This is a genomic window from Paenibacillus sp. FSL H7-0942 (genome assembly GCF_045040715.1).
GTDB classification, from domain to species: Bacteria; Bacillota; Bacilli; order Paenibacillales; family Paenibacillaceae; genus Paenibacillus; species Paenibacillus amylolyticus.
Map to the genome: position 1 here is coordinate 4,894,168 of NZ_CP150279.1, position 13,918 is coordinate 4,908,085.

Genomic DNA, 13,918 nt, shown 5'->3' on the forward strand with positions numbered 1-13,918 from the left:
TTATAGTATAGACCAATGTCGACGAGTCCTAACAACTTTATTGAACATACTTTGAAGTAAAAAAGGACTGCATGTAGGGCAGAGGCTGACTCGGCTCGATTCATGCAGTCCATTCAGTTGTTAGGCTGAAACGTTAAGCTCTTTTAATACCGCGATCTCATCGCAACAATCCTGCTTGCTGCAATGAACACAGTCGGTCCATACTTTCTCGGGGAAAATCTCTTTTTCCACCACGGCAAAGCCGTTTTTGAGGAAGAAGGATACTTCATATGTCAACGCCATAACCTTAGGAATCTGTTGTTTCTCCGCTTCTTCTACCAGTCGGTCCAGCAATCGGGAGCCAATACCGAGCCCTTTGTGTCCTTCCGAGATACCGAGTGATCTGACTTCCACCAAATCATTCCCCAGACGACAAAGCGATCCGCAACCCACCACTTCACCATCAACTTCGGCTACAACAAAGTGCTCCAGCTGTCGGTGCAGTATTTCCCGTGATCGTGGAAGCATGATCCCACGCTCTGCATAGCCCTTAATCATTTCATACAGTGGTTCAACATCTTCCGGCACGGCTTTTCTGCATATTACCGACATCCTGCTCTCCTCCTATTACCAAGCTTTCCAGAGGAAAGCTGACTTCGTAGTTGTTAAATTAACACGCTCTGTAAAATCAATATGAATAAATATACAACAGAGCGTATAGAATTTCAAGCTATGAATTCAGCGATATGGACCCGATAAACTCCGCAAAAACGTCATTTCCGAACAGGATACCCTGCTCGCTCAGTCGGAAGCCGTCTGCCGTCCGCTCAAGCAACCCTGCGTTCAACATTTTGCCCAAAGGCTTCGCAAACACTTCTTCCATGGACTCTCCGAACTGTTCGCTAAAGCGTGAGGCCGAAGCTCCCTCCAACATTCGCAGTCCAACCATCAGATAATCTTCCATGGCTTCGGGGCGAGCAATCTCAAAATGATCCAGACGTGGCAGCCCTGCTCGTGAAGCTTCAACATAAGGATTTATACCTTTAATATTCATATGCCGTTCGCGGCCCACATATCCATGTGCACCTGCACCCAGACCGTAGTAGTCCTCATTACGCCAGTAGGTAATATTGTGACGACTCTCGAAGCCCGGCTTGGCAAAGTTACTGATCTCGTATTGTCCATAGCCCGCTTCTTTCATACGTCTCATTAATAGAAGATACATCTCCAGCTCATCATCTTCATGAGGAAGTGGTAACTGGTTCTTCTGATACAGGGTATGGAAAAGTGTATTCTCTTCCACTTTCAGGCTGTAGATGGAGTAATGTGGCAGATCCAGTTCCAGCGCTTTGTCGATACTCTCATTCAACATTCCAACGGTCTGGTTTGGCAAACCAAACATCAGATCAATGGACAAGTTATTCAAGCCTGCTTTACGAGCATTCTCCAAACTGCGATATACATCATCCGTGTTATGAATACGGCCAATGCCTGTAAGCAGATCATTCTGAAACGCCTGCACGCCAAAGCTGACGCGGTTGACGCCGCCTTCTTTCATCGCAGCGAGTTTCTCCGCATCCGTTGTTCCCGGGTTGGCTTCCATCGAAAATTCAATATCGTCCGCCCAATTTGGGAAATACGTCTTCACGGAACGAAGAAATACGGCCATCTCATCCGGTTTCAGAGCTGTTGGCGTACCCCCACCTACAAATATCGTCTTGATCTCGCCCGGTGGATTGGCCTTAACTGTATGTTCCATCTCCCGTTCCAGCGCTTCGAGATATTGCATCACGGGCTGATCTTTCAGAACGTATGAGTTAAAGTCGCAATAAAAACATTTATTCGTGCAAAAGGGAATGTGAAGATACACCGCTTGGGGCGCACCTGTCTTCCGGCTGTGTGCTGCCAATGTCATGGCAAGTCCCCCTCTATTTGAAAAAAGGAAAGCCATCCGGCTTCCCTTTCAGCTTAGTTATTTAATATTCTGTGTTATAACCATGTTTGCAAGCAAACGTCCTACAATTCAATTTCGATACACACACTCTGTGATGTACCCAAAATTGAATTCTCCTTAATCTAGTTTGAATACTCACATTCTGTGATGTACCTCAAAATAGATTGTTTAGTCATCAATTTTCAGTACCGCCATGAATGCCTCTTGTGGCACCTCAACGTTACCAACCTGCTTCATCCGCTTCTTACCTTCCTTCTGCTTCTCAAGCAGTTTCCGTTTCCGCGAGATGTCACCACCATAACACTTGGCAAGTACGTTTTTACGCATTGCTTTTACCGTCTCACGAGCAACGACCTTGGTACCTACAGATGCCTGAATTGGTACCTCGAACATTTGCCGTGGAATCAGCTCGCGCAGTTTCTCACAGACAATGCGTCCGCGGTTATAGGCACGGTCACGGTGAACGATGAAGGACAGAGCATCCACCTGTTCGCCATTGAGTACAATATCCATTTTCGCCAGATTGGACTGACGGTAACCGGACAGTTCATAATCCAGGGATGCATATCCTTTGGTACCGGATTTCAACTGGTCAAAGAAGTCATATACAATCTCGGACAATGGAATCTCATAGGTAATGGTAACCCGGGTTGTGTCCAGATATTCCATATTTACATATTCACCGCGTTTAGTCTGACACAGCTCCATAATGGTACCTACATAATCATTCGGTACGATAATATCTGCCTTGACGTATGGTTCCTCGACGTAATCAATCCGTCCCACCTCTGGATAGTTGGATGGGTTGTCGATTTTCATCACTTCACCATTCGTTAAGGTAACGTGATAGATTACACTTGGTGCCGTTGTGATCAACGGAATGTTAAACTCCCGCTCGATCCGCTCCTGGATAACGTCCATGTGAAGCAGTCCAAGGAATCCGCAACGGAATCCAAAACCGAGAGCACTGGAAGTTTCCGGTTCAAAGCTCAGAGACGCATCGTTCAACTGCAATTTCTCCAACGCTTCACGCAGATCAACATAGTCCGATGTTTCGATCGGATAGAGACCACAATACACCATTGGATTAATTTTACGATAACCCGGCAAAGGTTCCGGTGTTGGATTTTTGGCATCCGTTACCGTATCCCCGACTTGTGTATCGCCAACATGCCGGATACCTGCAACGATAAATCCAACATCCCCGACGTTCAGCTCGTCCACGATGGTCATACGAGGTTTGAACGCTCCAACTTCAATGACTTCAAATGATTTACCTGTTGCCATCATTTTGATTTTGGAACCGGATTTGATTTTGCCGTCAACAACACGCACATATACGATTACACCTTTGTACGGGTCGTAGTGCGAGTCAAAAATCAGCGCTTTCAAAGGCTGGTCAGGATCACCAGTTGGTGCCGGAACACTTTTCACCACTTGCTCCAAAATTTCTTTGATCCCGATTCCTGATTTGGCCGAAGCCAAAACCGCATTACTTGTGTCCAAACCAATAACATCTTCCACTTCCTGCTTCACCCGTTCAGGATCAGCGCTCGGAAGGTCAATTTTGTTGATAACCGGTAAAATTTCAAGATTGTTATCCAATGCCAGATACACGTTGGCAAGTGTTTGGGCTTCAATTCCCTGAGCCGCATCCACAACCAGCAGAGCACCTTCACATGCAGCAAGACTGCGTGATACTTCATACGTGAAGTCTACGTGTCCCGGTGTATCAATCAGATTCAATAAATACTCTTCACCATCGTCCGCTTTGTAAGTCAAGGCTACTGCTTGTAGCTTGATCGTTATTCCACGTTCACGTTCAAGGTCCATTTTATCCAAAACTTGTTCCTGCATTTCACGTGAAGTGAGCGCACCTGTGTGCTCCAAGATCCGGTCCGCAAGTGTTGATTTGCCGTGATCTATATGTGCAATAATAGAAAAGTTACGAATTTTACGTTGTCTTGCCCGAATGTCAGTCATTCCTTACCCCCAGAAACAGCCTAGTGTCAATCACTTCATTATAACAGTTGAAGCACAGTGCATCAATCCCGTGATGTCTCAACTTTATAATAAAGTGTCATCATGCACTCCCAGAGGTTATATTGTACCTTAAAATTATGGTATTTTATTCAGCAACGCCGCTAAAAAGAGAGACCACCCACTTGATTCCACTATGTGAGAGATTTTGCAGTAGTCCAGCCGTTTTGTCTGCCAACACATCAACCGGAGCCTTATCTTGATCCGCCCCAAGCACTTGGCTTGGTGACTGAACAGGTACAAATGGTGGTTCTTTAATTTCCTTTTGGACAGGTGCAGTCGGAACAGATTCGGTCACCGATGAAGTGGGCTCAGTTGTTACAACGGTTGACGTGCCTCCTGATGGATTGCCCATATGAAAGTTGCTGCCCGCCAGCTGCATTCCAAACAGCACACCCAGCAACATTAATACAGCGATGGATAACATTCTTTTACCGAATCTGGACATGTGGATTGCCTCCTGTCACTCTCTACTATTTTTCCTTTTTACATATATGGTTCCTATCCACCCTGCGACGAGGTTTTGGCACTGGCTTTGTCCACCTTCTGATCTTCCCAATACACTTGGGCAATCATGTCTGCTAGAATCTTCGATGTCCGTTGGAGCTCAGCTCCTGTGTTGTCGATGCCGCCAATCTCAATCAAAATGCTGTTGGGTGAAAGGGTTTGGTTATACTCTCCGTTGTTGGCTCCTCCGCCGTCCTTGCCCCACACACCACGGGATACCCCAGGATACTTGGCTTCCAGTTTCTTATGAATTTTCGCTGCAAAGGCTTCATTCTGCCGCCAATTTGGATTTTCATGTCCAATAATGAAATACACTTTGGCGTAGCCCAAGTCATTAATAGTGGTTGTTGTTTTGCCATGACGTTGTGAATCGCGATGAATGTCTATGAGATACGTCAGATCATCATTTTGGGAGAGTGCCGCTTTTACCGTTTGACGGGAGTATTTATAAGAATAGTTCCAGTTGTAGTCCTTTACTTTAGTGGGGTAATCATCCTTGGCGTGTTCTACGCCGATTCCCAGCTTCTCCAGACTATCTGAGAGGTAGGTTCCCACTTGAAACACATTTCCTGTTGATTTGCCTGATGATGGATTATCACTTTTCGTACCTAGCAGTGGATTGTAGCCTTCCCGTGGATGGGAATGATAGATAAGAATTGACTTTTTGCCTGTTGTCGGTGAGCCTGAATTGTCTTTCTCACCATTCTTCGCTGGGGGATCTTCTTTACCTTCTCCATCTCCAGGCTCACTCGACTCAGGTGGATCCGTATTGTCCTGACCTGGTGGAACATGCAGCTCACTACCGGGTTTTCCTCCACCTGCGGAAGCTGTGTCCGTAAGACCGGGACCGGGCTGATAATCTTCGGGAGCCTCGGCTTTTTCGTTACCAGATCCAGGACGGAGCAGAACAGGTTGGTTGGAACCCATGCCCGGCATTTCTCTCGCAATCAGGCTCTTCGGATCTTGAGGATTTACATTCGTTAGTAATTGGAAAACAAATGAGGTGAGGTTTTCACCGGATATAGCAGACGTCTGTTCCTTCTGGGTAAGATGGGGCATCTCCATACCGAGCATATCGACGAAAAAGCGGCTTGATACGGCACTCGCAAATCCTTTCATGGAAGAAACGGGTGAATTATTCAAGCGTTTCTCTGCCATCCCCCCCAGACCCAGTACGACAAAAAACAAGGCAGATATGATCATAAGCAACAACAACGTACGGCCCATGGCCAGCACGTGCAGACATCTTTTTTTCCACTTCCCAATATTCCAGGCCAATATCTTGTTCATTCTGCTGTCTCCTTCCCTGCTGGACAACTCTTATACTTCAACTCTATGAGCCCGCCCAATTTGATAGAACAGGAAAATGAAAGATTCCAGAAACAAAAAAAGAAAGTCCGATAGATTCGGACCTTCTTCTCAGCAGTTTTAAGTTTTAATGTGTATAGGCGGCTACGTTATCCGGATTCACTGCATCATGGAGTGCGGCGTTAAGTCCTGTAGCGATAACATTGGCAATTCCCTCAATAAACTCATCGATTTCCTTTGGGGTAACAATGAGGTCATGACCTAGGGGCTCCAGTACCTCTTTCACCAGACTCAAGCGATCTTGCTCACCAATGTCGTCCAGCATACCCATGATCTGTTTGGTCTGATCCGTTTCCTGGCGGAAGTGTGAGCGCATCATCTCAATCACATTGTTCACAATGGTGGACGCATAACATACAGTTGGTACTCCGATGGCGATGCAAGGCACACCTAATATCTCCCGGGTCAGGCCACGCCGTTTATTTCCAATACCGGAACCCGGGTGAATACCAATGTCCGCTACCTGAATCGTTGTATTTACACGTTCCAAGGAACGGGAAGCCAGCGCATCAATCGCAATAATGGCATCCGGCTTGGTCCGGTCTACTATCCCCTGTACGATGTCACTGGATTCAATGCCCGTTGTACCTAACACGCCGGGAGCAATCGCGCTGACTTCCCGATACCCTGGCGCAACCTGATCTGGTACCAATTCGAAATACTGACGCGTCACCATCAGATTTTCCACAACAAGTGGACCGAGTGAATCTGGGGTGACATTTAAGTTGCCCAAGCCAACAATTAAAACCTTGGATGTTTTGTTGATTCCGGCCTTAACCATAAAATCTTCCATTTCACGTGTGAACTCGGCAGCAACTCGCTCCTGTAACTCGGTATCACCATTCCGTAGTGAAGGTACTTCCAAGGTGACATAGTGGCCTTTTACTCGACCAATAGCCGTGGCTGCTTCTTCAGTCAGGACATCAATACGTGTAATCGTAATGCCCTCTTTTTTCTCTACATCTTCCTGTAGTCCGGGAATCGTCTGTTTCTGTCCACCTTGCGCCATTTCCTTGGAATCGATCGCCAAATCGGTACGAACTGTATAGTTTTGCAAATCCAGTGTCATTCTGTCCCTGCCTCCCTTACCGCATTTGAGCATATTGTGTGGGAAAAAGGGTTTCTTTATACAGCATGTCGAACATCGTAGGAATATCTGTTGCATTTTACATGCTAGCGTGATAGAATATTTTAAGTTGTGAAACGTTTGTATTCATGCAAATGCCTTACAGGAGGTGAATGTAATGCCAAACATCAAATCCGCTGTTAAACGCGTAAAAACGAGCGACAAGCGCCGCGCACTCAACGCTTCTCAGAAGTCTGCACTCCGTACAGCTGTTAAAGCTGCTGATGCTGCTCTGGTAAGTAACGAAGTTGATACTGCAAAAGCTGCGATTCAAGCTGCTTCCAAAAAGCTGGACAAGGCTGTAACTAAAGGTCTGGTTCATAAAAATGCTGCAGCACGCAAAAAGTCTCGCTTGGCGAAAAAACTGAACGCTCTTTCCGCACAAGCGTAAGAAGCGTTACTTATACGATCCAATGGAAAAATCCTGAACAGCATAGGCTTTCAGGATTTTTTAGTATCTGATTCGATAAGTATAAGACAAAGATAAAGCGACCTTTATTCCGATGATTTAACTATCATGGAGCAAAGGTCGCTTTGTTTGTTATTCACACTAGTAATCTATTACGTTCCTATCCATTCATGCACCAAGTCTCAATAAGAACAGCTCCAGACCAAGTACTTTATCCACCGCTCCTGTTTTCATCTGGTAATCCAGTTCGCTGAGGTGACTCAAAATCATTCTCAGACGTTCCGGCTGAAATTTACGGGCTTGCTCACCTGCAATCTTAACAGCATACGGATGCAGACCAAGCTGACTGGCAATCTGCTGCTGGGAGTAACTTTGTTGCCCCAACTCTTTCACCTGGATCATGATCCGAAACTGGCGTGCGATTAGAGCCGCAATTTTAATCGGTTCTTCCCGCTGCTTCAGCAACTCATAGAAAAGAGCCAACGCTTTCTCCAGTCGCAAATTAGCGAGTTCCTCCACTAGTGAAAATACATTCTGCTCTGTACTACGGGCAACCAGTGACTCAATATCAGCACGTTTGATTGTCCCCCCATTACCCGCAAACAAACATAACTTATCTACTTCAGCAGACAGGGTCTGAAGACCTGTTCCTGCATAGCTGATCAACGTTTCCGCCGCTCCCGTCTCCAAGGAAACATCCCGCTGCTTCGCAAGTTTCACTATCCAATTCAATAACTCTTCTCCACTGAGTGGAGCAAAAGCAAGAACTACTGCCTGTTTCTTGACAGCTTTCACCAGTTTCTTACGCTCATCCAGCTTATCCCCTTGGGCCAGGAAAACAATCGTACTGTAATCTGCCGGATTTTCCATATATGTAAGCAGACGATCAACCTGATGTTCAATCTTGGATTCTTTACCTGCGGTGAACAGGCTCGCATCCCTTACGATAATTAATTTGCGTGGAACCAGAAAAGGTACAGTCTCTGCTTCTTCAATAACAACCTCCACAGCCGTTTCAGACAAATCATATGGAATAATCGCAAAATCACGATGTTCTTCTTCAATAACCTGTTCTTTTAACATATCCGTAAATTGCTGTATCTGGTACTTCTCCGTTCCGTACAGCACATAGATCGGTGCCGTTTCTCCATTACGTATTGCCTTTGTTGCACTTTTTACATCCATTCACGGCGCCTCCTTATCCCTCTTATCCTACCAGAAAAAGCGCAAGACAACAAAGGGACCTTACATCCAGTTATGGATGAAGGTCCCCTGTCCTACATCTATATAAACGCTGACACCAGCAGTTCTAGAAAAAGCCGGTGCGCGGTCATACGACGTCAGTTGCTTGAACTGAGATAGGACGTTTTGTTACTTCCACTATATGCTTGTCATACTGAAAATGTTCTTTCGTTTTAGAGGAGCGCACTCCCCATTTTTAATTATTTCGCAGGAGCTCCACCTGAAACAGCAGGTACATTAAACGAGTTCTTCGCCGTTGTTCCGTCCTTGTCCGTTTCGTAATTAAATAGGGTACCATCCTTTGACCAACTCGCTGACTTCAGTGTCCCCTCTATACTGCGTTGTTCAACCAAATTTAGAACATCCGGTTCGCTCACAGGTTTGGAGTATATGCTGATTTGATCACCAATAAGCATAACTACATAGGAGCCGTCAGGTGACTTCCATTCTTTTGGTGCTGCTGTTGTAGCCATTCCCTGATCCGGTCCTGCTGCGAATCCTTTGTTTCCTCCAGAAGCGTCTGCACCTGCACTGGAATCAGGTACAGTGTTACCTTCAACCGGAGCATCTTCAGTCATATTAGGTGTTGTATCCTGAGAAGTGAAGGATTGCGCATCTCCATTTTCTGTTTCTGTTACTCCACTCTCTTCCCCATCTGCAGAAGATTTAGGAGAATCTCCTGATCCCTGAATTCTCTGCTCAGAATCTTGGTTTTGAGCCGGATTCTTCTGATTATCGGTCGAAGGAGTTCTGGACGAATTATCCTGCGGTCCTTTATTCGGAGCAGGCGTTGATTCAGTAGCCGGTTGTTGAGGTGTCGGATCTGACTGAACTTCAGGCTCCTGTACCTCATCTCCACCGTTCTCTTCAGGCATTGTTTCTACGTCTTGGTTATCTGGTTTAGTTGGTGAAACATTCGATTGATCCACAAACACATCGTTGCTACTTGGTTGGGACGAAGTGGCAGGATCATAATTTTCAATATTCTTGCTTAATGGATTCTCGTCCACATTGCCGCTCTCTTGAGAAGCTCCAGAGCTCATCAGCATGGAATCGGCATTCTCAATCTGTTCAGGCGGATTTCCCCAGATGGCAAATCCCAATATAACTGCCGCAGCCGCTGCACCCATGGACATACGTCCTGCCATCGAGTTAAGCCATTTTTGCTTCGTTTTCCGCTCACTTGAACGTTGTAAATTCTCAAATGCAGCGGGGACAGGATTCATTTCCTGTATGGTGCTACTTTGTTCCCTCCGCGCTTCGTCAATGGCATCAAGCTGTGGCATAATCGCATCAACCAGACTAAATTTCGGGCTTACTTGCGGTAATTCTTCCAGTTCTCTGGAAAGAGCTCTGAGTAAACTAAAATTCTCGGCGCACTCCGGACACTTCGCCACATGCTGTAGCATCTGCGCGGTTTCCGCCTCGCCCAGATCATGATCCAGATAGCGGTGCATCCATTCCACCACCTCTTCGCATTTCATCCTGTCACACCACCTTTCTGATATTCCTGTAGTAGATTCTGTAATTGCTGCCTGGCTCTAAATAAATAAGATTTCACCGTATTCAACGGAAGATCGAGACAATCCGCAATTTCATTGTAGGATAAGTCCTGCAAATATCTTAGAACAATAACGGTACGATGATGCTCGGGAAGCTTGTTGATCGCATCCTGAATGTCCTGGGCCACATATGTAGACATGACCTCGTACTCCACATCCTGATTATCCTGAAAAACCATGTCATGTTCGTCAATGGAGACAGACGGCTTGGTTCTTCTGAATTTATCAATACAGATGTTCGTGACGATGCGTTGTACCCATGTTTTGAATTGGGCCTTTTCTTCGTATGAATTGATTTTGGTGTAAATTCGGATCAACGCTTCCTGAGCAGCATCCAAAGCGTCCTGTTCATTATTTAGAATGTAATATGCGGTCCGATAGACATGTTGTTCAATCTCCCGCAATAGGGTAATTAGAGCGTCGCGATCGCCCGATTGAGCGGCTCTGATGAGTTCCGGCTCTACCACAAAGGATCCCCCTCTCCCTGCAACCTTACAGACGTGATCATCAATAAAATTGTTGCAAAGTTAAGTATTTTTTTAATTTGCCATAACAAAATAACGGCGTATGTATTAGGGCCGCTGAAATCTTCTCTTAGAATAACAGAAATTGCATAACGAGTCACCAAACGTATCCAAAAGGGATTCCATTACTTACACGACTCAATTCAAATGCAATGGCATACATTATAGATAAACACTTTTTTGGTTCCTAAAATAAAAAAAGTCGAAATTTGTCCAAATTTAAGCTGATTTTAATGCAATTTTCATGAAAATAGTGTATTGTAAATTTACATTCATAAACACGAGGTGATGAGCATGCCAGCTCTTGCGAAAATTCAAGCTTTAAAAGAACAAATGCCCAAAGAATATCAAAGTATTTCCCACTTTGTTGAACATGCATTGGAGTCCATTGATACTCTGGTCGAGGAACATCGGAAGTACGTAGCTGCACAGGCATTATACGGCGATAAAATCGTTGGATCGGAAGAACGCTTGTACAGAGAAACCGTACTGGATGTCAGAGCACAGCTATTGATGACTCTTGAGAAAACGGTAGAAGATCTGTTGCACAAGGGTGACAAACATTGGAGCAAACACTTTAAGGATGGCGTAGAGTAGTTCTTATATTTCTTCTACATTTTGAAAAAATGGCCCGTTTTCCGATATTCTCCCTTCTGGGGTGTAACGGAAAGCGGGCTTTTTTTGTGCTGTGCTGTAACTTGCAATCAATTGAAGTGATTAATTGGTATATTTATCAGTAAATTGCCATCAGTTTGCCATTGAGAAACCCTAAAGCTCTTATGCCTGCGGAGCTGGCATACACCCAAACCTCGATTTTGCCTTTTGAACTCGTTTCATACGTAATGCTCGATGGATCTCCCCAAGCAAGGCGCACCTGAGTTATGTTCATTCCTAAAGCTACTTCTCCAGCAATGATTTTATTCCAAGTGGACTTGGACCAATTGTATTTCTTATACGGATCAGAAGAGAAGAATTGGTTGGAATCGGCAAGCATCTCCGTCACACTGGAAGGTGCACCTCCTGCGTAGGCAGAAACGGTTTTTCCTTTTGCATTACGGAAGATAATAGAGTAACTTCGATCACCGTATTTAATCTTTTCAATTTTGATATCTGATATGGTCACTTTACTGAAACGTTGCCCTAAACTCGTATCACTGTTGATCCAGTAGGACTTGCCAATGAAGCGAGCAAGATTCCCCAACTCTTTTTTCTTGATCAGTGCAAGTGTATCCTTCGATTCCACCAGAATAGAAGAATTTCCAACCAGCACCTTGGCCTGCTTTAGCTCAGCATCCCATCGAACCTGAATACCCGCAGCCTGTCTTAACAATTCCGCAGGAAATACAGTTTGTCCTCCAATGATTTGTACTTTCCCTTTTAACTTCAGCTCTTTGTTGTTTAATCGCGCAACAGCACTCCCTTTTTGCAAAGTAATACTGTCAACTCCAAATTGAATTTCAAAAGATGAGCCTTTCACATCAATTTTGGCTCCCAATGTTTTGAACACCGACTGTACTGGCAAGTATACATTTCCATCCAACAATGTGGCGCCTGTTAACTTTTGCTGTGAATCAACGTTCAGTTGAAGACTTGAGGCCAAATCACCTATCTTCAAAGTCACTTTGGTTGTTCCCATGCCCGTAACCTTCAGTTTGCCTCCTGCCTGAATCTGTGCAACTTGGGGCTGCTCCACTATAATTTCTTCAGGCAATGGCGCACGCTTGTTTTTGAAACCATTACTATAATTCTCCTGAACAGCAAGCGTGATGGTATCCCCAATATTAGCTTCCTTGGAAGATGCCGTAAGTGTCACTTGATTTAACGCGGGAGCTGATAGAGAAGTTAACTTTCCATTATCATATGTAACCCACGATCCATCCTGTAACTGTGCATATAGTTCATCCAGATTAGGCGCATACACCATCCGCGATACGTTACTTAAACCCGGCAGTTGCTCGCCCTTATATTTGGCAGTTCGATCGTAGCTCCAGACGGTTCCATCCTGTTTCACTGTGAGCAGCTTATGCGTACTCCCCCACCAAATCAAAGATTGCACATTATTCGCAACCGTGATGTAATCATCCTCATACAGCATACTTACGATCACTACCGAGCCATCATTTTTCAGCACTGCTGCGTAAACACCATTCGTTGCAATTGCTTTACCATCAGGTACATTTCCAGCTTTACGTATTTTGTTGTATTTGTCATAATATATATCTCCTGATGAAGATAATGCGCTATAAGAAGAATCGCTTCCAAAACTATAAGAATCCGCATCGATAATCGATTCCAAAACCTTAGCCTGATCATCAAAATTATAAAGGTTTCCATCCTGAAGCTGAACCCATCCATGACCATATACCTTAATCACACCATTGAATTGTTTCGTTACTGGTATATGCGCATTGTCCTTATTCCACCGAATCACTTGGCCATCAGCAGTCCACCCATAGATGGAATGGTCTTCTGATTTTGAAATACCAATCAGTTTTCGATTTTGTGTCCATACTCCACTTGTGGCCCCTTTAGACCAAAGTGTACCATCGTCCAGCAAATAGTCATTTCGGTCAAGAACTGAAGTGATGGAATTACCCGATCCAGATGATGCAAAAGCGGAGTTCTGTCCTACGATCAAACCGATAACTAAAAGTCCAATGCATAGGGCTATCGCTTTTCTAATCCATTTCACTCTAAACTTCTGAGTTGCATTTCTGTTCTTTTTACTTTGCGACATTTCTACAAGTTCCATTTTCTTGATCCCCTCATTATTATGTATAGTGCTACGATCCCTAAGTATCTCTATCCCTCCTCTAAGGTGGGCCTAACTATTATTCGGTAAAAACAACCATAATCCTGCAACAAAAATCACATAACATTAATCAAATCCGTAACTAAAAACATATTTTTACATATATACAACAAACCAAATACAAATGATTGCATTTAATAATCTAAAATAGAAAACATATTATAAACGAAATAGGGCGTGCAACCGTAACAAAACTATAAATGGATATGCGGGAGATTAAATGAATCTAATAATATTTTTCAAATACTTCCTGGGATTCTTTCTACTCAGTAGTGTGTTATTCATTGCATTTAATATGATAATTTGGCATAAAAGTTGGGATCAAATTGATCATATACTAAACTTATTCAGCGCAACTATAATTAGCTTGATAGTTGGCATATCAAAGGCAAGAG

12 protein-coding genes are annotated in these 13,918 nt (G+C 44.5%); 2 read left to right on the forward strand and 10 right to left on the reverse strand.

Features of this window, described 5'->3' with window-relative positions:
* Nucleotides 1-120: 120 nt before the first annotated feature.
* The 6 genes from MHI48_RS21790 to gpr form a co-directional block, all read right to left on the reverse strand.
* On the reverse strand, nucleotides 121-591 hold the full coding sequence (locus MHI48_RS21790; RefSeq protein WP_017687214.1) for an N-acetyltransferase: 471 nt from the start codon (nucleotides 589-591) through the stop codon (nucleotides 121-123).
* Between the two features lie 118 nt (nucleotides 592-709).
* Nucleotides 710-1,894: a radical SAM family heme chaperone HemW gene (gene hemW, locus MHI48_RS21795; RefSeq protein ID WP_076328116.1), complete on the reverse strand. Its 1,185-nt coding sequence runs from the start codon at nucleotides 1,892-1,894 to the stop codon at nucleotides 710-712.
* Nucleotides 1,895-2,101: 207 nt separating this feature from the next.
* On the reverse strand, nucleotides 2,102-3,916 hold the full coding sequence (gene lepA, locus MHI48_RS21800; RefSeq protein WP_036615097.1) for a translation elongation factor 4: 1,815 nt from the start codon (nucleotides 3,914-3,916) through the stop codon (nucleotides 2,102-2,104).
* Between the two features lie 145 nt (nucleotides 3,917-4,061).
* A complete protein-coding gene (locus tag MHI48_RS21805) occupies nucleotides 4,062-4,421 on the reverse strand; it encodes a hypothetical protein (RefSeq protein ID WP_076328117.1) in 360 nt (119 codons plus the stop codon).
* 53 nt (nucleotides 4,422-4,474) lie between these two features.
* The gene (locus tag MHI48_RS21810) at nucleotides 4,475-5,770 is read right to left on the reverse strand and encodes a stage II sporulation protein P (RefSeq protein WP_047843799.1); all 1,296 of its coding nucleotides are present in this window, start codon (nucleotides 5,768-5,770) and stop codon (nucleotides 4,475-4,477) included.
* A 145-nt stretch (nucleotides 5,771-5,915) separates the two neighbouring features.
* Complete coding sequence (gene gpr / locus MHI48_RS21815; protein WP_036615103.1) at nucleotides 5,916-6,917, reverse strand: GPR endopeptidase; 1,002 nt, start codon at nucleotides 6,915-6,917, stop codon at nucleotides 5,916-5,918.
* Between the two features lie 175 nt (nucleotides 6,918-7,092).
* Between gpr and rpsT the strand changes: the two genes are divergently transcribed.
* The gene (rpsT, locus tag MHI48_RS21820; RefSeq protein ID WP_024628504.1) at nucleotides 7,093-7,365 is read left to right on the forward strand and encodes a 30S ribosomal protein S20; all 273 of its coding nucleotides are present in this window, start codon (nucleotides 7,093-7,095) and stop codon (nucleotides 7,363-7,365) included.
* Nucleotides 7,366-7,551: 186 nt separating this feature from the next.
* On the opposite strand, the gene holA is transcribed toward rpsT, so the two are convergent.
* The 3 genes from holA to MHI48_RS21835 all read right to left on the reverse strand — a co-directional run bounded on the left by holA (nucleotide 7,552) and on the right by MHI48_RS21835 (nucleotide 10,654).
* On the reverse strand, nucleotides 7,552-8,568 hold the full coding sequence (gene holA, locus MHI48_RS21825; RefSeq protein ID WP_036668560.1) for a DNA polymerase III subunit delta: 1,017 nt from the start codon (nucleotides 8,566-8,568) through the stop codon (nucleotides 7,552-7,554).
* A 257-nt stretch (nucleotides 8,569-8,825) separates the two neighbouring features.
* Nucleotides 8,826-10,109, reverse strand: coding sequence for a zf-HC2 domain-containing protein (locus MHI48_RS21830; protein WP_047843800.1), 1,284 nt, complete (start codon nucleotides 10,107-10,109; stop codon nucleotides 8,826-8,828).
* Nucleotides 10,106-10,654 carry an RNA polymerase sigma factor gene (locus MHI48_RS21835; protein ID WP_017687205.1) on the reverse strand — a complete coding sequence of 183 codons (549 nt, stop codon included), beginning with the start codon at nucleotides 10,652-10,654 and terminating at the stop codon, nucleotides 10,106-10,108. Before MHI48_RS21835 ends, MHI48_RS21830 begins: the two co-directional genes overlap by 4 nt.
* Nucleotides 10,655-11,005: 351 nt before the next feature.
* On the opposite strand from MHI48_RS21835, the gene MHI48_RS21840 reads away from it, so the two are divergent.
* A complete protein-coding gene (locus MHI48_RS21840; RefSeq protein ID WP_017687204.1) occupies nucleotides 11,006-11,308 on the forward strand; it encodes a hypothetical protein in 303 nt (100 codons plus the stop codon).
* Between the two features lie 136 nt (nucleotides 11,309-11,444).
* Here the strand turns inward: MHI48_RS21840 and MHI48_RS21845 are convergent, their stop codons facing one another.
* Nucleotides 11,445-13,463 carry a copper amine oxidase N-terminal domain-containing protein gene (locus MHI48_RS21845; RefSeq protein ID WP_083677406.1) on the reverse strand — a complete coding sequence of 673 codons (2,019 nt, stop codon included), beginning with the start codon at nucleotides 13,461-13,463 and terminating at the stop codon, nucleotides 11,445-11,447.
* Nucleotides 13,464-13,918: the final 455 nt, after the last annotated feature.

Bases quoted from the DNA above. Each gene is read 5' to 3' on its own strand.
- MHI48_RS21845 (WP_083677406.1), bottom strand. From the start codon at position 13,463: ATGGAACTTGTAGAAATGTCGCAAAGTAAAAAGAACAGAAATGCAACT.
- rpsT (WP_024628504.1), top strand. From the start codon at position 7,093: ATGCCAAACATCAAATCCGCTGTTAAACGCGTAAAAACGAGCGACAAG.
- hemW (WP_076328116.1), bottom strand. From the start codon at position 1,894: ATGACATTGGCAGCACACAGCCGGAAGACAGGTGCGCCCCAAGCGGTG.
- MHI48_RS21805 (WP_076328117.1), bottom strand. From the start codon at position 4,421: ATGTCCAGATTCGGTAAAAGAATGTTATCCATCGCTGTATTAATGTTG.
- MHI48_RS21830 (WP_047843800.1), bottom strand. From the start codon at position 10,109: ATGAAATGCGAAGAGGTGGTGGAATGGATGCACCGCTATCTGGATCAT.
- holA (WP_036668560.1), bottom strand. From the start codon at position 8,568: ATGGATGTAAAAAGTGCAACAAAGGCAATACGTAATGGAGAAACGGCA.
- MHI48_RS21790 (WP_017687214.1), bottom strand. From the start codon at position 591: ATGTCGGTAATATGCAGAAAAGCCGTGCCGGAAGATGTTGAACCACTG.
- MHI48_RS21810 (WP_047843799.1), bottom strand. From the start codon at position 5,770: ATGAACAAGATATTGGCCTGGAATATTGGGAAGTGGAAAAAAAGATGT.
- MHI48_RS21840 (WP_017687204.1), top strand. From the start codon at position 11,006: ATGCCAGCTCTTGCGAAAATTCAAGCTTTAAAAGAACAAATGCCCAAA.
- lepA (WP_036615097.1), bottom strand. From the start codon at position 3,916: ATGACTGACATTCGGGCAAGACAACGTAAAATTCGTAACTTTTCTATT.
- gpr (WP_036615103.1), bottom strand. From the start codon at position 6,917: ATGACACTGGATTTGCAAAACTATACAGTTCGTACCGATTTGGCGATC.